The organism is Aquabacterium sp. CECT 9606 (assembly GCF_918741295.1).
In the GTDB taxonomy this organism is placed as follows: domain Bacteria; phylum Pseudomonadota; class Gammaproteobacteria; order Burkholderiales; family Burkholderiaceae_C; genus Aquabacterium.
Map to the genome: position 1 here is coordinate 120,689 of NZ_CAKKNB010000004.1, position 23,570 is coordinate 144,258.

At 63.1% G+C, this 23,570-nt stretch carries 21 protein-coding genes; 6 read left to right on the forward strand and 15 right to left on the reverse strand.

Annotated features, from left to right (window positions below):
• Positions 1–6: 6 nt before the first annotated feature.
• Genes hemW through LQ232_RS17820 form a run of 5 tightly spaced genes read right to left on the reverse strand, consistent with a single transcriptional unit; the run spans position 7 to position 4,544 of the window.
• Positions 7–1,233, reverse strand: coding sequence for a radical SAM family heme chaperone HemW (hemW, locus tag LQ232_RS17800; RefSeq protein ID WP_230181739.1), 1,227 nt, complete (start codon positions 1,231–1,233; stop codon positions 7–9).
• Positions 1,230–1,856 (reverse strand): RdgB/HAM1 family non-canonical purine NTP pyrophosphatase, encoded by a 627-nt coding sequence (gene rdgB / locus LQ232_RS17805; RefSeq protein WP_230181740.1) that lies wholly within the window; start codon positions 1,854–1,856, stop codon positions 1,230–1,232. Before rdgB ends, hemW begins: the two co-directional genes overlap by 4 nt.
• Positions 1,853–2,581: a ribonuclease PH gene (rph, locus tag LQ232_RS17810; RefSeq protein WP_230181741.1), complete on the reverse strand. Its 729-nt coding sequence runs from the start codon at positions 2,579–2,581 to the stop codon at positions 1,853–1,855. Before rph ends, rdgB begins: the two co-directional genes overlap by 4 nt.
• Positions 2,582–2,623: 42 nt before the next feature.
• Complete coding sequence (locus tag LQ232_RS17815; RefSeq protein ID WP_230181742.1) at positions 2,624–3,568, reverse strand: PP2C family serine/threonine-protein phosphatase; 945 nt, start codon at positions 3,566–3,568, stop codon at positions 2,624–2,626.
• 7 nt (positions 3,569–3,575) lie between these two features.
• On the reverse strand, positions 3,576–4,544 hold the full coding sequence (locus LQ232_RS17820) for a serine/threonine-protein kinase (protein ID WP_230181743.1): 969 nt from the start codon (positions 4,542–4,544) through the stop codon (positions 3,576–3,578).
• A gap of 31 nt (positions 4,545–4,575) precedes the next feature.
• On the opposite strand from LQ232_RS17820, the gene LQ232_RS17825 reads away from it, so the two are divergent.
• The 4 genes from LQ232_RS17825 to LQ232_RS17840 all read left to right on the forward strand — a co-directional run bounded on the left by LQ232_RS17825 (position 4,576) and on the right by LQ232_RS17840 (position 8,786).
• Complete coding sequence (locus LQ232_RS17825; protein ID WP_230181744.1) at positions 4,576–5,535, forward strand: YicC/YloC family endoribonuclease; 960 nt, start codon at positions 4,576–4,578, stop codon at positions 5,533–5,535.
• Positions 5,536–5,582: 47 nt separating this feature from the next.
• The gene (gene gmk, locus LQ232_RS17830) at positions 5,583–6,203 is read left to right on the forward strand and encodes a guanylate kinase (RefSeq protein ID WP_230182376.1); all 621 of its coding nucleotides are present in this window, start codon (positions 5,583–5,585) and stop codon (positions 6,201–6,203) included.
• Positions 6,204–6,237: 34 nt separating this feature from the next.
• On the forward strand, positions 6,238–6,441 hold the full coding sequence (gene rpoZ / locus LQ232_RS17835; RefSeq protein ID WP_230181745.1) for a DNA-directed RNA polymerase subunit omega: 204 nt from the start codon (positions 6,238–6,240) through the stop codon (positions 6,439–6,441).
• A 134-nt stretch (positions 6,442–6,575) separates the two neighbouring features.
• Positions 6,576–8,786 (forward strand): bifunctional (p)ppGpp synthetase/guanosine-3',5'-bis(diphosphate) 3'-pyrophosphohydrolase, encoded by a 2,211-nt coding sequence (locus LQ232_RS17840; RefSeq protein ID WP_230181746.1) that lies wholly within the window; start codon positions 6,576–6,578, stop codon positions 8,784–8,786.
• Here the strand turns inward: LQ232_RS17840 and greB are convergent, their stop codons facing one another.
• Complete coding sequence (gene greB / locus LQ232_RS17845; RefSeq protein ID WP_230181747.1) at positions 8,787–9,350, reverse strand: transcription elongation factor GreB; 564 nt, start codon at positions 9,348–9,350, stop codon at positions 8,787–8,789.
• Between the two features lie 91 nt (positions 9,351–9,441).
• Between greB and LQ232_RS17850 the strand changes: the two genes are divergently transcribed.
• Positions 9,442–10,140, forward strand: a complete 699-nt coding sequence (locus tag LQ232_RS17850) for an excisionase family DNA-binding protein (RefSeq protein WP_230181748.1) — start codon at positions 9,442–9,444, stop codon at positions 10,138–10,140.
• A 128-nt stretch (positions 10,141–10,268) separates the two neighbouring features.
• The gene (locus tag LQ232_RS17855; protein ID WP_305878723.1) at positions 10,269–10,988 is read left to right on the forward strand and encodes a TVP38/TMEM64 family protein; all 720 of its coding nucleotides are present in this window, start codon (positions 10,269–10,271) and stop codon (positions 10,986–10,988) included.
• A 30-nt stretch (positions 10,989–11,018) separates the two neighbouring features.
• Here the strand turns inward: LQ232_RS17855 and LQ232_RS17860 are convergent, their stop codons facing one another.
• The 9 genes from LQ232_RS17860 to LQ232_RS17900 all read right to left on the reverse strand — a co-directional run bounded on the left by LQ232_RS17860 (position 11,019) and on the right by LQ232_RS17900 (position 23,429).
• The gene (locus LQ232_RS17860; protein ID WP_230181749.1) at positions 11,019–11,681 is read right to left on the reverse strand and encodes an energy transducer TonB; all 663 of its coding nucleotides are present in this window, start codon (positions 11,679–11,681) and stop codon (positions 11,019–11,021) included.
• A gap of 7 nt (positions 11,682–11,688) precedes the next feature.
• On the reverse strand, positions 11,689–15,999 hold the full coding sequence (locus LQ232_RS17865; protein ID WP_230181750.1) for a pilus assembly protein: 4,311 nt from the start codon (positions 15,997–15,999) through the stop codon (positions 11,689–11,691).
• 35 nt (positions 16,000–16,034) lie between these two features.
• A complete protein-coding gene (locus tag LQ232_RS17870) occupies positions 16,035–16,754 on the reverse strand; it encodes a hypothetical protein (RefSeq protein ID WP_230181751.1) in 720 nt (239 codons plus the stop codon).
• Between the two features lie 11 nt (positions 16,755–16,765).
• On the reverse strand, positions 16,766–17,884 hold the full coding sequence (locus LQ232_RS17875; protein ID WP_230181752.1) for a PilW family protein: 1,119 nt from the start codon (positions 17,882–17,884) through the stop codon (positions 16,766–16,768).
• Between the two features lies 1 nt (position 17,885).
• A complete protein-coding gene (locus LQ232_RS17880; RefSeq protein WP_230181753.1) occupies positions 17,886–18,296 on the reverse strand; it encodes a pilus assembly protein PilV in 411 nt (136 codons plus the stop codon).
• A gap of 3 nt (positions 18,297–18,299) precedes the next feature.
• Positions 18,300–18,935, reverse strand: coding sequence for a GspH/FimT family pseudopilin (locus LQ232_RS17885; RefSeq protein ID WP_256450097.1), 636 nt, complete (start codon positions 18,933–18,935; stop codon positions 18,300–18,302).
• Positions 18,936–19,072: 137 nt separating this feature from the next.
• Positions 19,073–20,044, reverse strand: a complete 972-nt coding sequence (locus tag LQ232_RS17890) for a fatty acid desaturase family protein (protein ID WP_230181755.1) — start codon at positions 20,042–20,044, stop codon at positions 19,073–19,075.
• A gap of 23 nt (positions 20,045–20,067) precedes the next feature.
• Positions 20,068–20,901, reverse strand: a complete 834-nt coding sequence (locus LQ232_RS17895) for a PaaX family transcriptional regulator C-terminal domain-containing protein (protein ID WP_230181756.1) — start codon at positions 20,899–20,901, stop codon at positions 20,068–20,070.
• A 215-nt stretch (positions 20,902–21,116) separates the two neighbouring features.
• Positions 21,117–23,429, reverse strand: a complete 2,313-nt coding sequence (locus tag LQ232_RS17900; protein ID WP_230181757.1) for an NADP-dependent malic enzyme — start codon at positions 23,427–23,429, stop codon at positions 21,117–21,119.
• Between the last annotated feature and the right edge of the window lie 141 nt (positions 23,430–23,570).

A 23,570-nucleotide genomic window follows, 5' to 3' on the forward strand; every position in this document is an offset into this window, starting at 1 on the left:
TGCGGATCACTCTTCCTGGAGGAAGAGTGCCTGCAGGTCGCTCAGGAAGTCGAAGCCCTTGTCAGTGGGCCAGGCGCGCTGAAGGTCACGCGCCAGCAGTCCTTTGGCCTCGGCCTCCTGCATCGCCTGCTGGATCGATGTGATCGGCAGGCCGGTGCGCTCGGTGAAGCGCGCCAGCTCGAATCCTTCCTTCAGGCGCAAGGCGTTGAGCATGTACTCGAAGGGGCGCGCCTTCAGGCTGATGTCGTGCTCGTTTGAACAGGCCTTACCTTGCAGGGCCTGCGTCATGTAGGCCTGCGGCTCTCGCCAGCGCACTTGCCGGACGATGCGGTCAGGGAAGCTGATTTTGGAATGCGCGCCAGCGCCGATGCCCAGGTAGTCGCCAAACTGCCAGTAGTTCAGGTTGTGCAGGGCGCGGTGGCCTTTGCGCGCATAGGCCGAGATCTCGTAGCGCTCCAAACCTGCCCGCCCGGTGGCCTCGATGAGGCTGTCCAGCATGTCGAAGGCGGTGTCTTCGTCGGGCAGGTCTTTCGGGGGTTGCGTGGCGAAGCGCGTGTTGGGCTCCATCGTCAGGTGGTAGAGCGACAAGTGCGGTGGCGTGAAGGCCAGCGCCTGTTGCAGGTCGGCGTCCAGGTCGGCCTGGTTTTGGCCGGGCAGGGCGTACATCAGGTCGAGGTTGAAGGTGTCGAAGCAGGCTTGCGCTTCTTCAACCGCGGCGATGGCTTGCGCGCGGTTGTGCACGCGGCCCAGGGCCTTGAGCTTGGCATCGTCAAAGCTTTGCACGCCGATGGACAGGCGGTTCACGCCGGCCTGGCGGAAGGCCTTGAAGCGGTCTTTCTCGAAGGTGCCGGGGTTGGCTTCCAGCGTGACTTCGCAGTCGGGGTCGTAGGTCAGGCGGGCGCGGATGTCGGCCAGCAGGCGGTCGATGCCTTCGGGCGAGAACAGGCTGGGCGTGCCACCACCGATGAAGATGCTGTGGATGCGGCGGCCCCAGATCTGCGGCAGGGCGGATTCCAGGTCGGCGCGCAGTGCGTCGAGATACTGGGCCTCAAGGGCTGGAGACAGGCCGGGTTTGGTACTTGGTTGCAAGGGCACCAGGGGAATGGCGGGCCCAGCGACCTCGTGCGAGTTGAAGTCGCAGTAAGGGCACTTCTTCAAGCACCAGGGCAGGTGCACATACAAAGACAGCGGCGGCAAAGCTTGCAGCGCACCGGGGCGTTGGAGTGTGATCACTTCAGGGTCCAGCGGGCGGTCATCAACTCGCGCAAGCGGGCACAGGCCAGCGCACGGTGGCTGACGGCGTTCTTGACCTCAGGCGCCAGTTGTGCGGCGGATTGCCGGTGTTCGGGTAGCCACAACAGCGGGTCGTAACCAAAACCATGCTCGCCCTGCGGCACTTCCAGCAAGGTGCCTTCCCAATGGCCCTCGGCGATCAAGGGCTCGGGGTCTTCGGCGTGGCGCACGGCCACCAGCAGGCAAGTGAAATGCGCGCGGCGGTCAAGCTGGCCTTGCATTTTCTGGAGCAACCAGGCGTTGTTGGCCGAGTCGATCAATTCGCGTCCGGCCGTCTCTTCGATCTGGCCATGGTCGACGGCATAGCGGGCTGATCGCACGCCGGGGGCGCCTTGCAGCACGCGTACGCACAAGCCTGAATCGTCAGCGATGGCCGGGCCCTGGCCCAACTGCGCTGCATGGCGCGCCTTGGCCAGCGCGTTCTCGACAAAAGTCACATGTGGCTCTTCAGCCTCGGGGATGCCCAGACTGCCTTGCGTCACCAGCTCAAGCCCCAGTGGACCGATCAAAGCCTGCAGTTCGCGCAGCTTCTTGCCGTTGTTGGAGGCCAGGATCAGTTTCATGGCTTGGCGAGGGCTTCGGCTTGCAAGGTCACCAGGCCTTGGATGCCTTGGTCGGCCAGGGCCAGCAAGTGGTCCATCTCGGCGCGTGTGAAGGCCGCGCCTTCGGCTGTGCCCTGCACTTCAATGAAGTGCCCTGCGCCGGTCATGACGACGTTCATGTCGGTGTCGCAGTCCACGTCTTCCACGTATTCCAGATCGAGCAGGGGCGTGCCTTGCACAATGCCGACGCTGATGGCGGCCACGGGCTCGCGGATGGGCGTGGTGGTGATCTTGCCTTGCGCCAGCAGCCATGTGACGGCGTCGTGTGCGGCCACGTAGGCGCCGGTGATGGCGGCGGTGCGCGTGCCGCCGTCGGCCTGGATGACGTCGCAATCGAGGTGGATGGTGCGCTCGCCCAGCAGCTTGAGGTCGAACACGGCACGCAGCGAGCGGCCGATCAGTCGCTGGATCTCTTGCGTGCGGCCATTTTGCTTTCCACGTGCGGCTTCGCGGTCGCTGCGGGTGTGGGTGGCGCGGGGCAGCATGCCGTATTCCGCGGTGACCCAGCCTTCGCCGCTGCCGCGTTTGTGGGGCGGCACGCGTTCTTCAACAGAGGCGGTGCACAGCACATGCGTGTCGCCGAAGGCGATCAGGACGGAGCCTTCGGCGTGCTTGGTGTAGCTGCGGGTGATGGTGACGGGACGCAAGGCGTCCGCCGCACGGTCTTGCGTGCGTTGATAAGCCATGGCGGGCTCCTGGGAAACTGGCGCGGAAAAAAAAGCGCGGGATTAAGGCTTGTGGCTGCCCCGGGCCGAGCGCTTGATCGCCTCGTTGATCTCGCGGATCGAACGTTCGATTTCAGCCTCGTCCAGGTCATCGGCATCGACATTGTCGCCCGGACCCATGCCGCTGCCCACGCTCGCCTGGATGGTGGACGCGAAAACCTGGTCACCCAGGTTGTCGGTCGAGGTGGAGGTGCCGCCAGCGACCTCATCGTTGCTGGCCGATTCCCACTCCATGGCGATGATGGTGACGTTGTCACACTTGGGGCCGCCATTGCGCAGCGCTTCTTCGACCAGCTCGGGCACGGCATCAGAGATGGCGCGCGTGGTGAGGTGGCGGGTGATGACTTCGTCGTCCACCGTGCCCCACAGGCCATCGGAGCACAGCAGGATGCGGTCGCCTTCTTGCAGCAGCAGCGGGCCGGCGGTGTCGACCACCGGTTTGCCAGGGCTGCCCAGGCAGGTGAACAGCACGTTGCGGTTGTAGCGGTCGTTCAGCGGGACCACTGTGTTCAGCGTTTGCTGCAACTCGGAATAGGAGTGGTCGCGGGTGCGGGCGATGAGTTTGTCGCCGCGCACAAAGTACAGGCGTGAATCACCACAGTGGGCCCAGTAGGCCGCGTTGCCTTGCATGATGCAGGCAACGATGGTGGTGCGAGGCGTGTCGATCAGGCCTTTTTCGCTGGCGTAGCGCAGCAACTGGTGGTGGCCGGCCATGACTGCGTCCTGCAAAAAGCGCAGGGGGTCGGCCAGAGTGGGGCGGGCATCGCGCTGGTAAAGCGCTGCCATGGTCTGCAGAGCCAGTTGCGAGGCGACTTCGCCTTCGGGATGGCCGCCCATGCCGTCTGCCAGGGCGAACAGGCCGGAATCCCGCGTGTAGCAATAGCCCATGCGGTCTTCATTTTTCTCGCGGCCGCCCTTGCGGCTGATCTGGTAGACAGAGAATCTCATGCTGGCCTCATGCCTTCGCACCTGATTTGAGGTTTTCAAGCTGGAGCTTGACCCGCTCGGAGAACGTCAGCTTGGAATAGCGGCGTTCGGTTTCACGGGCAAGCTCTTTCTGGAGCGCGAACACGCTTTGCGGGCGTGCCAGCGGGTCGAGTGACATGCACCACTCGGTCACTTCCAGGAGGTTATCTGAATACACGTTCCGCAGTCTGGACAGGGACAGGTTCAAACGGTCTTTTTCGAGGCGTTGGGGCGCATCGTTGGGGGGGTACCCCTGCATGCAGGCGTAAATGCACGCGCCGATGGCGTAGATGTCGGTCCAGGGACCCAATGAGCCATCCCGGCGGTACATCTCGGGCGCGGCAAAGCCGGGTGTGTACATGGGGCGGATGAAGTTGCCTTCCTTGGAGAGCACCTCGCGCGCGGCCCCGAAATCGAGCAACACCGCCTTGTTTTCATTGGTGACAAAGACATTGGCCGGCTTGATGTCCAGGTGCAGCATCTTGTGCTGATGGACGATGCGCAGACCGCGCAGCATTTCGTCAAAAAGCGAGCGAATGGTGGATTCGCGGAAAACTTTGTCGCGCTTCAAATCGCGCGCGGTGACGATGAAATCCTGCAAGGTATCTCCTTGCAAGTAATTCATCACCATGTAAACGGTTTCGTTTTCGCGGAAGAAATTCAACACCGACACCACACTCGGGTGCGAAATCTGCGCGAGCGAACGGCCTTCTTCGAAAAAGCTTTTCAGGCCCAGGCGGTACAACGGCTGCTTGTCAGGTTTGACGCGCGGGATCAACTCTCCCAGGGCACGTTCTGCCAGAGAAGAGGGGAGGTATTCCTTGAGCGCCACGAGTCGGTGTTCGGGGTCTTCAGCGAGGTAAACCACACCGAAACCACCGGCAGCCAGTTTCTTGACGACCTGGTAACCCCCCACGACGGTGCCTGAAGGCAGCGGAGCGGGTTTTGGCTTTGACATAATCGGGTTTTGTGTCTGGTGTCAAGTATCTATGTCAGTCTACTCCATGACCGGCTTTGCCAGCGCGGTCGCGTCGGTTCCGGAACACAGCGGCGACGCCTCTGATGATGCGGATTCGTCCAGCGCGACACGCTCGGCGGCGAACACGGCAACCAAGTCTCCAACCGGTGGGGTCGGGGCCGAGTTGCGCTCGGTCAACAGCCGATTCCTGGATCTGAGCTTCAAGCTGTCTGACGAGTTTCGGGCCCTGGAGCCCGCCTTGCGTGATTTGCTGACAGCTTCATTTCGGCGCGGCAAGATCGAACTGAAGATGCAACCGCAAAGACCGGTCGAAACGGCCTGGCCGCAACCGCAGGCTGACCAGTTGCACAGCCTGGCGCGTCTGGAGGGCATGGTGCAGAACTGGCTGCCCAAGGCCACGCCGTTGTCGGTCAACGAGATCATGAACTGGTGCCGCACCGCCGGCCCGATCGCCAAATTGGAAGAGGTGGCCCTGGATGCCGCCCGCCAGAGCATCGAAGGCTTGTTGGAGGCCCGCCAGCGCGAGGGCAAGCGCCTGGTGGCCATCTTGGTGGACAAGCTCAATGGCCTGAAAGCCCTGGCCGAGCAGGCGATGCCGCTGGTGCCCCAGGCCGTGCTGCGCCAGCAGGAACGTTTCGTGCAGCGCTACAAAGAGGCACTGGAGGCTGTGGGCGGCAGCATCACCGAAGAGGCGGCCCAGGAGCGCGCCTTGAGCGAGGCGGCGGCCTACGCCTTGCGCATCGATGTCGATGAAGAGCTGACACGCCTGAAGGCGCACCTGGACGAGATCGCGCGCCTGCTTAAAAAGGGCGGTGAAGTGGGCAAGCGCCTGGACTTCCTGATTCAGGAACTGCACCGCGAGGCCAACACGCTGGGCTCCAAGGCCGCGGCACTGGAGCTGACCCAGATCTCGGTCGAGATGAAGGTGCTGATCGAGCAAATGCGTGAACAGGTTCAGAACATCGAATGAGCGCCGATAACCTGTCGAATGAAGCGGCATTTGCCGGAGGTGACGAAATGGACTACCCGGGCAATCTTTTCGTGGTCTCGGCCCCCAGCGGGACGGGCAAATCCAGCCTGGTCAAGGCCCTGCTGGAGCTGGATTCGCGCTTGCTGGTGTCGATCTCGCACACCACCCGGCCTCCGCGAGGCCAGGAGCAACACGGCCGCGAATACCTGTTCATCGAGGAAACCGAGTTTCGCGGAATGATTGCGCATGGCGATTTCTTCGAATGGGCCGAGGTGCACGGCAACCTGTATGGCACCTCGCGCCACGCGATCGAGGAGCGGATCAAGGGCGGCGAAGACGTGGTACTGGAGATCGATTGGCAGGGCGCCCTGCAGATCAAGAAAATCTTCCCGAATGCCGTGCTGATTTTCATTCTGCCGCCCAGCTACGAGGAGTTGCTGCAGCGTTTGCACCGCCGTGGCGAGGACACCTCGGACGTGATCGAAATCCGCATGAGCAACGCCAAGGTCGAGGTCGAGCAGGCGCAATTCTTCGATTACGTGGTGGTCAACAGCCTGTTTGAGACCGCTTTGTTCGATTTAAAAGCCATTGTTCACGCGCAGCGGTTAAAATACGCAGCTCAGCGTCGCAACAAATCTGCCGTGTTCCGCGCGCTTAACCTGGTCTGAGCCCTGTTCAGTCCCATTTTCAAGAGGTTCCACCATGGCCCGCATCACCGTTGAAGACTGCCTGACCAAGATCCCCAACCGCTTCCAGTTGGTGCTGGCCGCGACCTACCGCGCGCGCATGCTGAGCCAGGGCCACACGCCCAAGATCGAATCGCGCAACAAGCCCGGTGTGACCGCTCTGCGCGAAATCGCCGCCGGCCAAGTCGGCATCGAGATGCTGCGCAAGGTCCCAACCTGATCGGATTTGCGCGCTGGCACTGCCAGCTGCTTGCTCAAAAGCAAGTCAACGGCCCGCCTTGGTGGGCCGTTTTCTATTTCGGTGATTGACACGCTTGGTGTCTGGCCCTCTCGTTCCGCGCTAAAGTAGTTCGCATGACCCAGGCCACTTCCGACGCCGCCGCGGCTTCCTTCGCGGCGCTGACCCACAAACTCGACTATCTGGACGAGGCGGATGCGCGCCGCGTGCGCGACGCCTACCGCTTCGCCGACGAAGCCCACCTGGGGCAATTCCGCGCCAGCGGCGAGCCCTACATCACCCACCCGATCGCGGTCGCCGGCCTGTGCGCCGACTGGAAGCTCGATGCCCAGGCCATCATGGCCGCGTTGATGCACGACGCCATGGAAGACTGCGGCGTCACCAAGATCGAGTTGATCGAGCGCTTTGGCGCGCCCACCGCCGAGCTGGTCGATGGCCTGACCAAGCTGGACAAACTGCAGTTCTCGACCAAGGAAGAATCGCAGGCCGAGTCTTTCCGCAAGATGCTGCTGGCCATGGCGCGCGATGTGCGCGTCATCCTGATCAAGCTGGCCGACCGCCTGCACAACATGCGCACCATGGCCGCGATGGTGGCGCACAAGCGCACGCGCATCGCCAAGGAAACGCTGGACATCTACGTGCCGATCGCGCACCGGCTGGGCCTGAACCAGACCTACCGCGAGTTGCAGGAGCTGTCCTTCCAGTACATCAACCCCTGGCGTTATGGCGTGCTGTCGAAGGCGGTGAAAAAAACGCGCGGTAACCGCCGCGACCTGGTGGACCGCATCCAGCGTGAAGTGGAGCTGGCCTTTGGCGCGGCCGACATGGTGGTCGAGGTCTATGGCCGCGAGAAAACCATCTTCTCGATCTATCACAAGATGATCGAGAAGAACCTGACCTTCGCCCAGGTCAGCGACATCTTCGGCTTCCGCATCGTCACGCGCGAGTTGCTGGACTGTTACCGCGCCCTGGGCGTGTTGCACCAGCTGTACAAGCCGCTGCCGGGCCGCTTCAAAGACTACATCGCCATCCCCAAGGCCAATGGCTACCAGTCACTCCACACGACCTTGGTGAACCCGGTGGGCACGGCGGTGGAGTTCCAGCTGCGTTCGCAGGCCATGCACGCGGTGGCCGAGAAGGGCATCGCCGCGCACTGGATGTACAAGACGCAAGAAGGGGCAGGCGCAGAGGCCTCGCCTCAACAGGCGGCCGTGTGGCTGCAGTCGCTGATCGACATCCAGCACGAGACACGCGATTCGGCCGAGTTCCTGGAGCACTTGAAGATCGACTTGTTCCCCGAGTCGGTCTACGTGTTCACGCCCAAATCGCGCATCCTGGCGCTGCCACGTGGCGCCACCTCAGTGGACTTCGCCTATGCGATTCACAGCGACGTGGGCGATCACTGCGTGGCGGTCAAGATCAATGGCGAGGCCGCGGCCTTGCGCACTGAGCTGCGCAGCGGTGATGTGGTTGAGATCATCACGGCGCCGAGTGCGCGGCCCAACCCGGGCTGGCTGAACTTCGTGAGCACGGGCCGGGCCCGCTCCAAGATCCGCCATTACCTGAAGAACATGGAGACGGAAGAGTCGCTGGAGCTGGGCGAGAAGCTGCTGACGCAAGCGCTGCGCGCCGAGGGCCTGGCCATGCCGCCGGGCGACGAAACCAGCGAAGGTGCCAGCGGTGCCACCTGGCAGGCCCTGATCCGCTGGGGTGGCAACCGCAGCAAGGATGATTTGTGCGTGGACATCGGCCTGGGCCGCAAGATCAGCAACATGGTGGCCAAGCGCCTGGCGCAGCTCATGGCCGAGTCGGGCGAGCGGCCTGATGCCCTGACCCTGACCCTGGGTCGCTTTGCCGATTCCGAATCGCCGTCGCACGGCGGTGTGGTGATCGATGGCAGCGAAGGCGCCACGATGCAATTGGCGCCGTGCTGCAAGCCCATCCCAGGCGATCCGATCGCGGGCTACCTGGGCCGTGGTGAAGGCCTGGTGGTGCACACGCAGATGTGCGGCGTCGGCAGGCGCTTGTTCGAGCGCGACAGCGAGCGCTGGATCGACGTGAGCTGGGCCGACGAGCCCACACGGCCTTTCGAGACAGCCATCCAGGTGCTGGTGGCCAATGGCAAGGGCGTGCTGGCGCAGGTGGCCGCGTCCATCAGCAGCGCCGAGACCGACATCACCCACATCGAGATGGGCGACGAACGCCTGGGCGAAACCGCCGAGCTGAAGTTGACGCTGGCCGTGCGCGATGTGGAGCACCTGAACGACGTACTGCGCACGCTCAAGCGTTGCCCGGTGGTGCTCAAGGCCGGCCGCGTCAATCCCTGACTAGTCTTTGCCGACAGGCGCGGGGTAGCTGACCGACAGCACCTCGACGTGCTCCAGACCACCCGGCGTCATCAACTGGATCTCGTCACCCACGCGTGACTTGAGCAAGGCGCGGGCAATGGGGGAGACCCAACTGACTTCACCTTTCAGATTGTCGACCTCGTCAATGCCCTTGATGGTGACGGTGCGCTCCACATCGTCCTGATTCACGTAGGTGACCGTGGCGCCGAAGAAGACTTGGTCGTGACCATGGTGCACCGACGGGTCGGCCACTTCGGCGATGTCCAGTCGCTTGGTAAGAAATCGGATGCGGCGGTCGATTTCGCGCAGGCGCTTCTTGCCGTAGATGTAGTCGCCGTTCTCTGAGCGGTCGCCATTGGAGGCGGCCCAATGCACGATCTCGACGATCTTGGGCCGCTCGACATCGATCAGCGTGAGCAACTCGTCGCGCAGGCGCTGGTAGCCCTGTGGCGTGAGGTAGTTCTTGGTGCCGGCGGGGATGGGCGACGGGGAGAGATCGTCCTCGTCGTCCTGGTCGGTTTCCTTGGTGAAGGCCTTGTTCATGGTGGCTGATTGTGCCCAATGCTTCACGCCGGCCTGTGGTTTGCAGCCGATGGGCCTACCGCGGCAGGGTGGATCCCGCAAAAATGAAACCATGTCGCAAGTCATCCATCTGGGGCCCGGTGCCCGCATGCTCACCACCCGCGAGGCGGCGAGCCGCTTGGGTGTCTCTTTGCGCACCGTGCAGCTGTGGGTCGAGGCCGACATCTTGCCGGCGGCGCGCACCCCTGGCGGCCACCGGCGCATTCCTTACAACGCGGTCGAGGCCCTGGCCTTGAGCACGGGGCTGGGGGGCGATCCGCTGGCGGACCAGGCGCGTCGCCAGGGCAACCCAGCCGCGGTGTTGCCCAAGCCCAGCGCCTTGGCCAAGGTGCGCCGGGAGGCGCGCCACCACGACATCCTGCTGGTGGCCGACGACCCCTTGTGGCAGGCGCAATGCGCGTCGGCCCTGGAGGTGTTTGAGTCGGCGCTGAGCTTGCGTTTTGCCGAAACCGGCTACTTGGCCCTGCTGCAGATGGGGCAGCGGCCCCCCGATTTGTTGATCACCAATCTGGAGCTGCCGGGCATGGATGGTTTTGCCATGCTGCGCACGCTAGAGCGCTGCGAGACGGTCACGGGCATGGCCGTGTTGGCCTTGACCTCATTGAAGCCCGAGGCCATCGCCGCGCGGGGTGGGTTGCCGAGCTGGGTGGAGTTGTTCTCGTGGCCGGTGTCGCCCGAAGCCCTGGCGGTGAGGGTGGGCCGCTGGATGCTCACACAGCGGCCACTGCCTGGCATTCACCCCGATTTGTGATGCCCCCCGAAGCAAGGGGACGGTGACAAATACGCAGGAAATCACCTGCGTCGGCCGCCCTTGAATGGCCTCAAGATGCACGAGTTTTCCGTTGGATGGAATGTGGGCAGTGCAATGAGGTGTGTGTCATGAGTGCGGGCGGTTCATCAAAGGTGTCGGGCAGCAAGCTGGTGCGCCGCCTTGTGGTGGCGGTGTACTTGGGTTTGTTCGCGGCCGTGGCGTTGGTGTGGCGGAGCCCATCAATGAGCCATTGGCTGGACCCGGCCGTGTTGAGCCAATTGGGGCGCGACTTGTTGGCTTCGCCCTTGGGGCCTTTGGCCGTGCTGGGGGGGTATGTGCTGGCCGTGGTGTTGGCCATGCCCATCCTGCTGATGATTTCGGTGGGCACGCTGGTGTTCGGGCCTTGGGTCGGCATGGTGTATTCGCTGGCGGGCATGCTGAGCGGCGCGGTGGTCACGTATGGCGTGGGGCGTTTGAGCGGAGCCTATCTGCTGGACCGCTTTGGCGATCCGCAGGTGCAGCATCTGGCGCGCAGCTTGAAGAACCGCAGCTTGCTGGCGATCGTTTTCTTGCGCGCGTTTCCGGTGGCACCCTTCCTGGTCATCAACGTGACGGCGGGCGCATTGCGGGTGCGTTTTCGTGACTATGTGCTTGGCACGGTGCTGGGCGTGCTGCCCGGCACGATCATGCTGTCCCTGTTCATGGACCGCCTCGTTGCCGCTTGGCGCAACCCTGGGGTGGGCACTTATGTGGGTGTGGCCTTGTTCCTGGTGGCGCTGGTGACAGCGGCCAGGGCCTTGCGCAAGCGTTTGGTGCTGGCGATGGCGGCTGAGCCCAAAGCTGGCTGAGGCGCTGGCCGGGCAGGGCTGGCACCACCCTCAGGACTGGGGCAATGCTTGTGCTTCGATGGGCGTGTTGTCGAACACGACTTCCACCCGGATCAGTGACTTGACCTGTTGGCCTTGCACTTCACCGGGTTGAAAGTGGGCCTGCAGGAAGGTGTCGCGGGCGGCGTCTTCCATGGGCTTGGGCAAAGAGGGGCCGTCGATGCGCACGCGGCGCACGATGCCGTTTTCATCGATGAAGAGGGCCAGGATGGTGGTGTAGCGGCCTTGGGTGGTGATCTCCTTGGGGAACGGAACCACCACCGGTACTGAAGGCCTGGGTGCCGTACTCAACTGAGGGCGGGGGATGTATTCGCTGCCCGAGGCTTGCGCACCTGGTCCAGGTTCGAGGTCCAGGCCAGCCAGGATGCTGTCGACCAAGAGTGGCGCTAGGGGCGCCACATCGGCCGGCGCTGTGGGTGTTGCCTCGGAGATGTTCGCCATGGGAGTGCCCATCGTGCTTTGAGCCGGCGAGGTAGGCAGCGTTGCCTGGGCCAAACGCATTTGAACGACTTGAGCCCCCAACCGGCCTGTGCTCCCTTTCGCCGAAGCGGGCTGGTATTGGTTCAACAGCACCAGCCCCGCAGCGTGGACCAAGGCCACGTTGAAGATGAGGGCGCCAATGGATGCGCGCCGAGGGGCGCCGGTGACGTTCATCAGAGGCTCAGTCCACCAATTCCCGCCAAGACGTGCGGGTCGCGGAATAAGGCGTGCCTGATGGTGAGGTCTCGGTACTGGGAAGGTCTACCGGAACGGGCTCGTCGGTGACCTTGGCATTGCTGCCTGGGATGATGAGCCGGGACCTTCCATCGGTCAACTTGATCCAAGTCAAACCCACGCCCAGGTAATTGCCCAGTTTGTTGCCGGCGATGCCCCCGGCCGAGGTCAACGAGCCCCCCGTGGCGATGTTGAAGGTGTACAGCCAGGATGAGCCGCCGGAAGGGCTGCAAACGCTGCTGCCAGGGATCGCCGAGACCAAGGCCAAGGTGGTGTATTGCAGTTGCATGTCAACCGAAACGCGCTCGCCTTCCGTGGGCAGATCAACTCGCCAACCATTCTTGGTGGACCAGTCCACCGCATTGTTGGTTGAGGTGCGGGTCAGCCCCGCGGCGTCGGTCAGGGTTTGCTTGACGATGTCCGTGCGCGTGTAGCTCAGGTCGCCCAGGCCAGTGCCAGTCAAGGCATCCTTGACGGCGTAGACGGACTGCACTTGCCTGTTGGCAATGTCACTCAAGCCCAGATATTGGCCCGTGGCAACGAGCACGGCCGCGATCTCGCCGTTCACCACGGCTGTTTCAGGCTTGATGGTGATGGGCTGAGGATTCCCGGATGGGTCCTTGAAACTGGCCAGCAGCAGGGCCTTGCCATGGGGAGCCACCTGGCTGTCGATGTCAAAACGCCAGAGGTTGCCCAGGAGGTCGCCGCCATAAAAGCGCAAGGACGTGTTGTTGGTGGTGTCTTCGATCCAGGCGTTGATCTTGGCCAGGCCGTTGGGCGCGGCCCGGGTGCCCGCAGGGGTGGTCACTCCCGTCATGGTGGCGATGCCATTGGGGAAGTCAGAGACAGGTTGGCCAGTGTTCGCGTTGAGCACAAACAGGCGGCCATTGCCGTCGCCATCGGTGTTGTTGTAGCCCGATGTCACCACAACCACCCAGTCACCATTGGCGCGCTTGGTGACGACGGGGTTGCCGTAGGTCAAGCCCAGGTTGGGGTTTGTCGAGGCGTTATACGAGAATTCCCACAACACTTTGGGGTCGGTCGGGTTGGTGATGTCGAGCGCGTAGTAGGACTTGCCACCGGCGTTAAGACCGCCCACCAAGATGGTCTTCCAGGCAGTGCCATCGTGGATATCGGCCACAGTAGGTGTGCCGTCCACGAAGAAATGGTGATTGGTCTCGTAGTTGGTATCGGCCAAGCGGTACAGGTCAGGCATCACGGCCGAGGGAACATAGGCCCACAGCTCGGTGCCTGCGGGTGTGGTGCCAATGGCTTCCGCTGCGAAGGCATGCAACATGCCGTCGTTCGCGGCAGACATCACGACTGGGGAACGGTTGGCCTGCGCGCTCTTGAAAGCAGCGTAGCCAGCGTCGGTGTACTCAAACTCGGGCGTGCTCACGTAAACCGGAGAGGCGTTGATGATGTCGCCGAGGATCGACTCCCGCGAGCGGTACACCGTCACCGTTTCCGTGGACGTGCTGGCAGGCGGCCCCACGATGCTCTTGGTGTAGCTGTAGCTGCTCAGGCTGCCATCGCCCCGCAAATAGTTGACCAGGTTGGTGCCATTTTCTGCTGCGGCCTTGGGGTCGGTTTCAAGGCTTGCGCATTGCCCGGGAACAAGCGGCTTGGTGCAGAAATTGGTGAAGTTGCCGCCCAGGCCATCGGCACTCAGGTTGGCGTAGTTGAACTCCCGCCGAGTGGGTGTGGTGACGTTGGGCTGGCTGTAGTAAATGCGGCGTGCGGAAGGTGTGGTGCTGCCCATGCGGGCCGCGGCGCTCCAGACTTCGGTGGTGGTGTCGATCTCGCCGGTGGTGCCATCCAGGGTGTAGGACACCAGGTCGCCAGTCCAGACCTTGGTGGTGTACTTGGCCACGAACACCTGGTTGTTCCTGCCCTCGACAGGTTGCAGTGAACTGGTGGCGGCCGACGACGAGGAACCAATGGTGCGCGTCACATTGGACAGGGCGGCGCTGATGGCCCGTGCCACGGCGCTTGGATCGGAAGCTGACCAGTATTGGCCACGTCCGTTGACTGCGGCGTGCCACAGGTCATCGACGTGGGTGATGCCTGAAGAGTTGCTCTCAGAGATCGGCCAAGTCTTGGTGCCGTTCTTGATGTCGTAGTAACTGCCGCTGGTCAGGTTGGGATTGAGGTAGTCCTCGTTGTAGGGCAGGATGCCGTTCATGCCCAGGCCCAGCGTGAAGGTGGTCATGTGCTGGTGCTCGGCCCGGTCTAGGCTGCTGATGGGAACCTCGTTGTTGCACACGTCGGTGTTCAGGGCGCCGGTGCAGTTGCCCAAGGCGCTGGTGCGCAAGTCGGTGGCGTAGTAGTACTGGGACACGTCGGCCAGGCTGTTGCTGGAGCCCCCAGAGCTGCTGATGACAGGGGTGCCTGGCGTGCCAGCCACAGCGGCATCGGTGGACACCGTGCTCAGGGTGGGAGCGGTGTCGGACACCGTGGCGCTTGCAGGTGCCACGGGGGTGCTGGGAGAGGGGGTGGGGATGGCCACCGTTCCCGTATTAACGCAAGTGCCCGAAAGGGTGGCGGTGCCCGAATCGGTCCAGGTGGTGGCGCCCGTGGGTGCGCCGCTGTCCACGTTTGAGATCAGTGCGGAACTTGTGGAGGTGATGGTGGGTGCGCCCCAGGCGGTGCTGCTATTGGTGTCAGAGGTGAGTGTGCCGTTGGTGGTGACTCGCGTCCGCGTGTAGGTGCCGACGACATCCTGAAGGGTTGTGATCTTTTCTTTTTTGGTCGATTGGGTGTAAGTCTGCGGCTGGGTGCTGAGTCGTCTCTTTCCGAATCCGCAGCCGCTTGATGTCTCGCTGTACCTGTTGCGTGTCCAAACCTGTGTGGTGGTGCGTGTGGCGATCACCACTTTTTCGTGCTTGACAACCGTGTAAGGCGTTTGTGTGGTCGATACCATGGCGGCGCCATCCCACATTGGGCGGGCTTCCAGGCCGTCTTGCTGTCCAACGTTGGTGCTGCCGTCCAGCTTCAAGGGGCCAAAAGTGCCGCTTTCAGGAACTGTGTTGCTGCCGGTGTTCCAGTAACCATCGGTTGACAGGATGCTGTAGTTGCGCTGGCAGGCGTACTCCATTGGGTCATGGACTTGGCCCGGTGCCTTGTTGGCAAAGTAACGCCCGATCTTCGACAGGGCGCCGCGCAATGGGGTGGAATTGTCGACGTCAGCGCTGTAGAGGTCTGAGTAAAAAGTCACCTTTTGATTGTTGTCAAAAGGGGCCACTTCCAGGAACTTGTCGCCGGGCGCTGCGCTGGGATTGTTGATGGTGGTGAACCCCACCCGGTACTTTGAATCGATGGGGGTGAAGGCTCGGCCCACCGCACTGCGCATCATCAAATAACGCTTGCGGTAGTAAGCGTACCAATTGGCGTAGTTTTGCTGCTCTGTGGCCGTTCTGGTGTTGACCGTGATTTTGTCGAACACTGACGAAGTATTGGCGGCAGCAGCCAGGCACTCGTTGGCGAATCCGCCGTCGGTCGTGGTGTCCACCGAGCCGTCATTCTTGTACTTCCAGGCTGCACGCGGTTTGCTGCCCTTGTACTTGTGATAGACCGAATTGCCCAAACTGACGCCGACCGGTGGGCCCACCTTCCAAGCGGCTGAGGCGCTGGCATTGCCGACCACGTCCGTGATGGTCACCACCAAATTGGGCCTGTTCCAGCTTTTGACGGTGCCCAGCATCCAGTTGGGGCTGGGCGGGTTGGCATCGTTTGGAGTGGGGATGACGTTGGCGATGCCTACCCTTGCACCGACAACGAAAGTGCCCGAGCTGGCACCCGATACCTGGAAGGTCCTGTCCCCGGTTCCCATGGCAATGGGTGTGAGAAGGTCGTAAGAAGTCGACAGGTCCATCTGGAAACCGTCCGTCGGCGCCGAACTCAACAGCGCGTTGGGGTACAGGCTTCCGTCGGGTTTGACAGGCCGGTTGGTGGTGTAGTCATAGGCGGGGTCAAAGGCCACGCCATTGCATTGGATCGACTTGTAGCCCCAGGAGTCTCTGGCCGTTTGGTTGTCGCCCATGTTGTCCGGCAGGTATTCCCAGCCCATGCTGCCCGAATCGTCAAGGATGAACATGACGTTGGGCTTGGCGGTGATGTCCGAGGTGGTCGCCAGTGGCGTGTTGGAAATATCCGTGGCGGCAAGCACAGCAGGGTTGAGCGCCACCAGCCCGATCAGTGCCGCCAGCAAAATCCGTTGGACTGGGTTCTGCACGGTGAAGTTGTAAAGGGATTTCATGGTGACTTCCTTCTGTGCCGCAAGGCAAGGGCACATTACTGGTGCACGATGGTTTCAACGAAGCTGGTGGTGTTCCGCGCGCCAATCACGCGAACCACGATGCGGTAGTACACGCCTTGGTAGGCCCCGCCGGGAACTGTGCCGGGGGAGATAAGCCGCTTTCCGCTTCCGGTCTTGATTTCGCCGCGCTTGGGGGCGGCCGCCGGGCCCGTGTCTGTTCCCTCTGAGCCTCCTTCCACGGTTTTCGGTCGAGCGCAAACGTTGCCAGCGTTGCCTGGTGCGCCCGTTGCAGAGCACAGCCGAAACACCACATAGCGCATCTTGTTGCCGTTGAACTCAATCTCGTCCGATGGGCGGACCAGGCAGGTGGCCATGGCGGTGTTGGTGGCGTAGGCGCAGCTGTTCAGGTCCCAGTTGATCAACTCGCGGCTCGCTTCCGAGGTTCGTTGGCCAGTCGCATCGATGCTTTCGTGGGCAATGGCGTAGTAGCCCACTGCCTCGTTGTTGACGTTGCGGTCAATAGCGGAGGCGGGGCCGAAAACCGTGGCGATCGCCGCTTGGGTGGCTTTGTCCGCGGCAGCGGTGGCATCTTGCTTGAAGCCCAGGTTGCCCATCACCAAGGCGCTGGTGTCCACCGAGCGCACCAGCGCTACACCGGCCAGTGATAGAGCCACCAGGGCCAGAAGGGCGAACAGCAGCGAAACGCCTCGTTCCCGCGTGGAATGGCCACGGCATGAAGGCCAGTGATTGATCATGGAAAGCTCCTTCACGATGCCGCCTTCCAGAGCATGTTGCGCAATGGGATGACGGTGTCGTACAGCTTGTAGCGGTACCTGCGGTAGTCGTCTCCCAAGGGGCTGAGGTCGATCGCGACGCACCGGCGGTTGGTGTGGCAAACGGTCGAGCCTGCGACGGTGTCGTCTTCAGTGCCGACATCCCACTCCAAGAATTGGGGTGTGGGGTCTGCCTCTTCCCGTCTCGCGGGCTGGGCACTTCGTGCCACGATCAGCACACGGACGGACAGCACCTCACGCCAACCTGCGTTCGTGGTGGGCGTGGTGGCGTCGTAGGTGTCGACCGCCCGGATGCCATCGGCGGGAGCGGTGTCCTTGCCATACAGAGCCCGAAGCATCACCACCTGCGGTTGCACATCTTGCGCATCGCCCCACGTGCCGCCGTTCGTCAATTGCCTGACCTGCAAGGATCGGGTGAGGTTGTTGACCGAGAACTCCTGCATCGACAGGCCGCCCACGTTGAGAAGGTAGCTGTCTATGGGGTAGGTGCCGGCCGACGCACTGCCGGCATTCCAAGGGGATGTCGAGGCGACCGCGTGCGGGATCTTGTTGTTCACCGGGGTGCTGGAGGCCTGGAAGACTCGGCAGTCGGTGGTGGTGATGTCGGTGGGCATGGCAACCACCAGGTCGCCCGCCGCGGCACCAAAGGAGGACTCGACTGAGAATTCTGTATTGGCGGAGGTGTGGGCGACGTTGACCAGCATTGGCACTGAGAAGGAAGTCTTGGTGCCGCGCAAGACGGTGATGGTGTCAGAGCCGTCCGTGCCCGCGCTGATGATCACCGGGGCCAGCGTGAAGCTGGCGGCAGGCATCGAGTCGAACTGGTAGTTGACCCTGCACCCCAATGAGTCCGGGATCGCGCTGAAGCCATAACCGGACATGCCCAGTTCCCGTTGCAGGGAGAACAGACCCAGGGCGCCGCTGATCTGCGCGTCTGCGCCACCCGTGATGGTGCGCTTGCTGCCCTCCGACATCACCATCACTTGCGCGATGGCCACGATGGCCAGCATGCCCAGCACCACGCCCACCATCAATTCGATGAGGGTGAAGCCCTGCTGGGGGGGGCGAGAGGTGCGAGTGCGCTTGCTCATGTCAACCCTGGATGGTGGTTTCGGAGACGTATTTGTGGGCTGTGCCATCCGGGGGCGTCCAGTTGATCTGGATCGTCACCTCGCGGTCGGTGTTCACTGTGACGTTGGCGGCGCCTCCCGGCAGCGACGCGGCCACCTTGTCTTTCCAGGCCTGGCACCGCTTGTAGGCCCCGCAAGCGGTGTCCGTGTAGTCACCGAGGTGGTCTGCGTCCGACCACATCAGTCCTGTCAGTTCGTTGGCCAGGTAGGCTGCATCGGTGCGCACCTTGGACGCGCCTTGCGCCTGGTTCATGTTGGCTTGCAAGCCCACCAGCGCCAGCACGCCAACGCTGAACAGCAAGACGCTCACCAGCACCTCGATCAGCATGAAGCCTCGCGCTGAATGCTTTTGGGGAAGTGGTTGGCTGCGCATGGTTCAGCTCCCTGGGCAGTAGCGTGGATCGGTGGTGCTGGCCACGGCCTCATCACAGACCAGGCTGCGGCCACCCGTTGAAATCAAAATTTTGTAGCGGCGGTGGTCGTTGCCATCGGTGCCGTCGTTGATCCGGATTTGGCCAATCGGGCCGGCATTGGCCACCTGGCCAAACGCATTGAAGGTGATGCTGGTGGCATCGGTCGTGGTATCGCGCTGTTTGGCCGAAACCGTCACGCCATCGCCACCATCACCAATGGGCCGGGCCGCCACCGTTTGAGGCGCGGTCGTATCGGAAGGAGCCACCGAGCACTTGCTGGTCGGGTCGGTCAGGCTAACCACCCATGAACCGCCGGTGGCGCTGGTGGTGCAGTCGTCGCTCAGCACCTTGGGATCACTGGTCGTGACCATCCAGAAGGTGACGCTTTGGTTGCGGCGAACTGCTTCGGCCCGCGCCTTTTGCAGGCCTTCTTGAATGGATTCGGCCGTGTTGCGGATGCGCGCGTTCACCATCCAGGCGCCCACGCTGGGCATGGCCGACGCCATCAGGATGCCGAGCACGGCCAGGGTGACAGCCACCTCGACCATGGAGAAACCGCGTTGACCTCGACTGGTTTGCCTGAGACTGCACGAAACCATTTTTCAAACCCCTTGAACACACGAATGGACCATTCACGTGGCCGATTCTAGGAAGGGGCTTTCTGAGGCGTGCGGCAATAATTGGCAGTAAAAAGACCCAGTTCGACGGACGGTCGGTGGGTCCGACAGACGGTTTCTCAGCGTGGGCTGGACACCATTCTGAGCACGTCCACGTAGGAAGGTGAGGGGGGAACAACGCCCCTTTCGCGCAACACCTGGTGCAATGCAGGCAAGCGGAAATAGGGCACCGAGGCCATGAAATGGTGCTCGATGTGGAAGTTGACCCGGATCGGCGCCACCGTCATGCGAGCTAGGAAACCGGCGCGCGTGCTGCGGGTGTTGCGCAGCATGTTGCCACTGCGCTCGGTGCACGCGTGCTCGGCCATGGACCGCAGGCGCATGAACACGCCGAAGGTGGTGAGATAAGCAACCCACCAGGCCGAGTAGACCCACAAGTGGCCCATCAGTGCCAGTGTCGTTGCCAGCAATGCATGCAGCACGATGAAGCCGCTCATGTGGCGCAGGCCTTCAGCCGCGTAGTGATGCCAGCGTCGGCCATCGCGCGGCAGCTTGACGATGTCGGCGGCCACGGTCCACTTCAGCACGCCGATGTCCATCAGCACCTGGCCCACCACGCGGCGCAGGCCGCTCAGCCCGCTGATGTCGCGCAGGAACTTGCGGCGCACCGACGACCGCGATGCTGGAAAAGGTTGGACCAGGCTCAGGTCGGGATCGCCCTCCTGGTTGGTGTGCGCATGGTGCTTGAGGTGGTGTTCGCGGTATCGAGCCACATCGACCCAGATCCAGCGCCCCGCCAACCAGTCGGCAGCGTGGTTGTTCAGCCAGCGCGTCTTGAACAAGGTGCCGTGCGCGCCCTCATGCAGCAAGATGGCCAAGGCCAGTTGGCGGCCACCCAGCACCACCACCACTGCGAGGTAGGTCAACGGGTTCGGAAACCAGACCAAGGCGGCAAAGCACAAGGCGATCACGCCCCACGTGAAGGCCAACGCCGACCAACCGGCCAGGTCGGATCGTGCGGTGAAGCGTGCGATTTCTTCGCGGCTGAGGACGTCGGACGGACGCATGCGTTGTGGCTTGGCGGTGCTCATGGTGACAGGGCCTGGTTGGATGATCAATGAGGCAATGAAGATGAGGCGGACTTGCCGGCGATGGGTGTCGGGGCATCGACCTTGGCATGGAACTGGCGCCAGATGCCATGCCCCAACTGGTCGAAGTCCTGCACCGCCTGCATGAAGCGATCGCGGCTCTGGATGTCCACCAGGGGCGCGGGCAACAGAGGATCGAACACCACTTGTCGGATCGCCTTGCGGCCCAGCAGGTAGGACTCGCGCGCGGCGTCTTCAATGGGCAGTTGCTTGGCGCGCGCTGTCCATTGCGACAGCTGCGATTGGATGTGCGTGTAAGCCTCATTCAGCTCTTGGCTGTGCCACAGCTGGGGGATGCGCGCCTCGCGCTCCTGGTCAAACTCCGTGGCGATGAACACACAGGCTTCGCGCTCCAGACCGAGTGTGTGCAGCCGCTTGCGCACGGTGTCGATGCCGCCTTGCAGGTTGTCGGGGCGCACGAACAAGCCGCGCTCCAGCTCGCGCAGGCCCACCATCTGCAGTGCACGGTCGCGGTGCCGCAGGGCGACCCGATCGCTGCGGCCCAGGGCCCCGCAATGCACGGCGATGTGACCACCTTGCCAGGGTCTGACGCGCTGGCTGGCGCTGCGCCAGGTGGCCACGTCGGCCGCCAAGTGGCTGGCGCTGGCGCTGAGCTGGTAGACGCCGCGGCCCACTGATTCAATCATGTCGTCTGCCGACAGGCGGGCCAATGCCACGCGAAGGTTGTTGGCCGGGATGCCGAACAGGGCGGCGGCGGCCAGCAGGTGCCGAACAGGCAGGTGATCGCTGCCGGCGGCCAGCAGCAGATCAAGGATGAGGTTTTTGGCGGTGACGCTCATGAATATTACAAGCAATCATTATTTATGATTTTTCCTGTAATGTATTGAGGGGCGGGCGTGGCGTCAAGGGGATTTTTGAGCGTTGTATGGGCAGCGCGGGGTGGCGCAGCACGAATGCGGCCGTGGCAGGCCACCAGCGGGGCGAAACAAGGGCTGGGGCGGCTTCCGGCGGCGCCCCAGCCCGCGCCCCGCGCTGCAACCAACAGCCAGCTACATCAACGCGACTCGCTCGCCGTCGCCCCGTGCGCCACCGCCAGCGCTGTCATGTTGACAATGCGGCGCACCGTGGCCGATGGCGTCAGGATGTGAACCGGCGCCGCCGCGCCCAGCAGGATCGGGCCCACGGTCACGCCTTGGCCGCCTGTCATCTTCAGCACATTGAACAAGATGTTTGCCGCGTCAAGATTGGGCAGGATCAGGATGTTGGCCGAACCGTGCAGCGTGGTCTCGGGCAGCAGCTTGGTGCGCACGCTTTCGCTCAGCGCGGCATCGCCCTGCATCTCGCCATCGGCCGGGATGTGCGGCATGCGGGCCACGAACAAGTCACGCGCCAGGCGCATCTTGCGGGCCGAAGGCCGCGTGCTGGAGCCGAACATCGAGTGCGACAGAAAGGCCACGCGCGGTGGCAGGCCAAAGCGCTGCACTTCTTCCACCGCCAGCACGGCGATGTCGGCCAGCTGCTCGGCCGTGGGTTCTTCGTTGACGAAGGTGTCGGCGATGAACAGCGAATGGTTCTCCAGGATCAGCGCGTTCAGCGCGGCCAGACCATGGGCCCCGGGCTTCTGGCCGATCACTTCCTGGATGTGGTTGAGGTGCAGGTCGTAGCGGCCAATGACGCCGCAGATCATGCCGTCGGCATCGCCCAGCTTGACCATCATCGTGGCGATCAGCGAGTTGGAACGGCGCACGGCCACCTTGGCCAGTTCGGGCGTGATGCCATCGCGGGCGCGCAGGGCGTGGTAAGCCTCGTAATACTGGCGGAAGCGGTCGTCCTTGCCGGGGTTGACCACCTCGCAGTTGACGCCAGCTTTGAGGCGCAAGCCCGCGCGCAGCACGCGCTCTTCGATCACCTCGGGGCGGCCCACCAGGATGGGGTGGGCAATGCCTTCGTCGATGGCCACCTGGGCGGCGCGCAGCACGCGCTCGTCTTCACCTTCCGAGAAGGCGATGCGCTTGGGCGCGGCCTTGGCACCCATGAACACCGGGCGCATGAACAGGCCCGTGTTGCTCACGAACTGCGACAGCGAATCGCGGTAAGCCACGATGTCGGTGATGGGCCGCGTGGCCACGCCCGATGCCGCCGCTGCTTCGGCCACTGCCGGTGCAATGCGCAGAATCAAGCGTGAATCGAACGGCGTGGGGATCAGGTAATCAGGGCCGAAGCGCATCTCGCGGCCAGGGTAGGCCGCGGCCACTTCATCGCTGGTCTCGGCCTTGGCCAGATCGGCGATCTGCCGCACACAGGCCAGCTTCATCGCATCGGTGATCTTGGTGGCGCCGCAGTCCAGCGCACCCCGGAAGATGTACGGAAAGCACAGGACGTTGTTGACCTGGTTGGGGTAGTCCGAACGGCCCGTGGCGATGATGCAGTCGGGCCGCGCCGCCTTGGCGATCTCGGGCCGGATCTCGGGCTCAGGGTTGGCCAGGGCCAGGATGATGGGCTGGCGCGCCATGCTTTTGACCATCTCGGCCGTGACCACGCCTGCTGCCGAGCAACCCAGGAACACGTCGGCGCCGTTCATGACGTCGGCCAGGGTGCGGGCATTGGTGGGCTGCGCATAGCGGCGCTTGGACTCGTCGAGCTTGTCGCCGCGCTCAGTGTGGATCACGCCCTTGGAATCGCACACGAACACATTGGCGCGGTTCACGCCCAGGCCCACCATCAGGTCCAGGCAAGCAATGGCCGCCGCGCCCGCGCCCGAAACCGCGATCTTCACTTCGCCAATCTGCTTGCCGACCAGTTCAAGGCCGTTCAACAAAGCGGCGCTCGAGATGATGGCCGTGCCGTGCTGGTCATCGTGGAAGATGGGGATGTTCAGGCGCTCTTTGAGCTTTTGCTCGATGTAGAAGCACTCGGGCGCCTTGATGTCTTCCAGGTTGATGCCGCCCAGCGTGGGCTCCAGCGCCGCGATGATGTCCACCAGCTTGTCCGGGTCGCGCTCGGCCAGTTCGATGTCGAACACGTCGATGCCGGCGAACTTCTTGAACAGGCAGCCCTTGCCCTCCATCACCGGTTTGCTGGCCAGCGGGCCGATGTCGCCCAAGCCCAGCACGGCGGTGCCGTTGGTGATCACACCGACCAGGTTGCCGCGCGAGGTGTAGTCAAAAGCCAGCCCGGGGTCTTTTTCAATGGCCAGGCAGGGGTAGGCCACGCCGGGCGAATAAGCCAGCGACAAGTCGCGCTGGTTCGTCAACGGCTTGGTGGGGGTGACGGCAATCTTGCCCCGCGTGGGCAGGCGGTGGTATTCCAGAGCGGCATCGCTCAAGGATTGTTCGGCGTCGGACAAAGGGGACTTCGAGTCGCTCATGGCAGGCAATTCAGGGCTCAGCAAGGGCGGCCATGGTAAGCCAATTGCCTTGCCTGTTGATGCCGTCCGTCGTGAGGCATTCCCCTTCCTGGGGCGAACCCTGCCTGAAATCACCCCCAATTGCCCTGGCGCGCTTAAGTT

What these genes read in the sequence shown, in the direction of transcription:
- LQ232_RS17820 (WP_230181743.1), bottom strand. Translation starts at nt 4,544, where the DNA reads ATGTCAAAGCCAAAACCCGCTCCGCTGCCTTCAGGCACCGTCGTGGGG.
- LQ232_RS17860 (WP_230181749.1), bottom strand. Translation starts at nt 11,681, where the DNA reads ATGAACGTCACCGGCGCCCCTCGGCGCGCATCCATTGGCGCCCTCATC.
- LQ232_RS17875 (WP_230181752.1), bottom strand. Translation starts at nt 17,884, where the DNA reads ATGAGCAAGCGCACTCGCACCTCTCGCCCCCCCCAGCAGGGCTTCACC.
- LQ232_RS17825 (WP_230181744.1), top strand. Translation starts at nt 4,576, where the DNA reads ATGTCAGTCTACTCCATGACCGGCTTTGCCAGCGCGGTCGCGTCGGTT.
- LQ232_RS17850 (WP_230181748.1), top strand. Translation starts at nt 9,442, where the DNA reads ATGTCGCAAGTCATCCATCTGGGGCCCGGTGCCCGCATGCTCACCACC.
- gmk (WP_230182376.1), top strand. Translation starts at nt 5,583, where the DNA reads ATGGACTACCCGGGCAATCTTTTCGTGGTCTCGGCCCCCAGCGGGACG.
- rph (WP_230181741.1), bottom strand. Translation starts at nt 2,581, where the DNA reads ATGGCTTATCAACGCACGCAAGACCGTGCGGCGGACGCCTTGCGTCCC.
- greB (WP_230181747.1), bottom strand. Translation starts at nt 9,350, where the DNA reads ATGAACAAGGCCTTCACCAAGGAAACCGACCAGGACGACGAGGACGAT.
- LQ232_RS17880 (WP_230181753.1), bottom strand. Translation starts at nt 18,296, where the DNA reads ATGCGCAGCCAACCACTTCCCCAAAAGCATTCAGCGCGAGGCTTCATG.
- LQ232_RS17815 (WP_230181742.1), bottom strand. Translation starts at nt 3,568, where the DNA reads ATGAGATTCTCTGTCTACCAGATCAGCCGCAAGGGCGGCCGCGAGAAA.
- rpoZ (WP_230181745.1), top strand. Translation starts at nt 6,238, where the DNA reads ATGGCCCGCATCACCGTTGAAGACTGCCTGACCAAGATCCCCAACCGC.
- LQ232_RS17885 (WP_256450097.1), bottom strand. Translation starts at nt 18,935, where the DNA reads ATGGTTTCGTGCAGTCTCAGGCAAACCAGTCGAGGTCAACGCGGTTTC.
- LQ232_RS17890 (WP_230181755.1), bottom strand. Translation starts at nt 20,044, where the DNA reads ATGAGCACCGCCAAGCCACAACGCATGCGTCCGTCCGACGTCCTCAGC.
- LQ232_RS17865 (WP_230181750.1), bottom strand. Translation starts at nt 15,999, where the DNA reads ATGAAATCCCTTTACAACTTCACCGTGCAGAACCCAGTCCAACGGATT.
- LQ232_RS17895 (WP_230181756.1), bottom strand. Translation starts at nt 20,901, where the DNA reads ATGAGCGTCACCGCCAAAAACCTCATCCTTGATCTGCTGCTGGCCGCC.
- LQ232_RS17900 (WP_230181757.1), bottom strand. Translation starts at nt 23,429, where the DNA reads ATGAGCGACTCGAAGTCCCCTTTGTCCGACGCCGAACAATCCTTGAGC.
- LQ232_RS17840 (WP_230181746.1), top strand. Translation starts at nt 6,576, where the DNA reads ATGACCCAGGCCACTTCCGACGCCGCCGCGGCTTCCTTCGCGGCGCTG.
- rdgB (WP_230181740.1), bottom strand. Translation starts at nt 1,856, where the DNA reads ATGAAACTGATCCTGGCCTCCAACAACGGCAAGAAGCTGCGCGAACTG.
- LQ232_RS17870 (WP_230181751.1), bottom strand. Translation starts at nt 16,754, where the DNA reads ATGATCAATCACTGGCCTTCATGCCGTGGCCATTCCACGCGGGAACGA.
- LQ232_RS17855 (WP_305878723.1), top strand. Translation starts at nt 10,269, where the DNA reads ATGAGTGCGGGCGGTTCATCAAAGGTGTCGGGCAGCAAGCTGGTGCGC.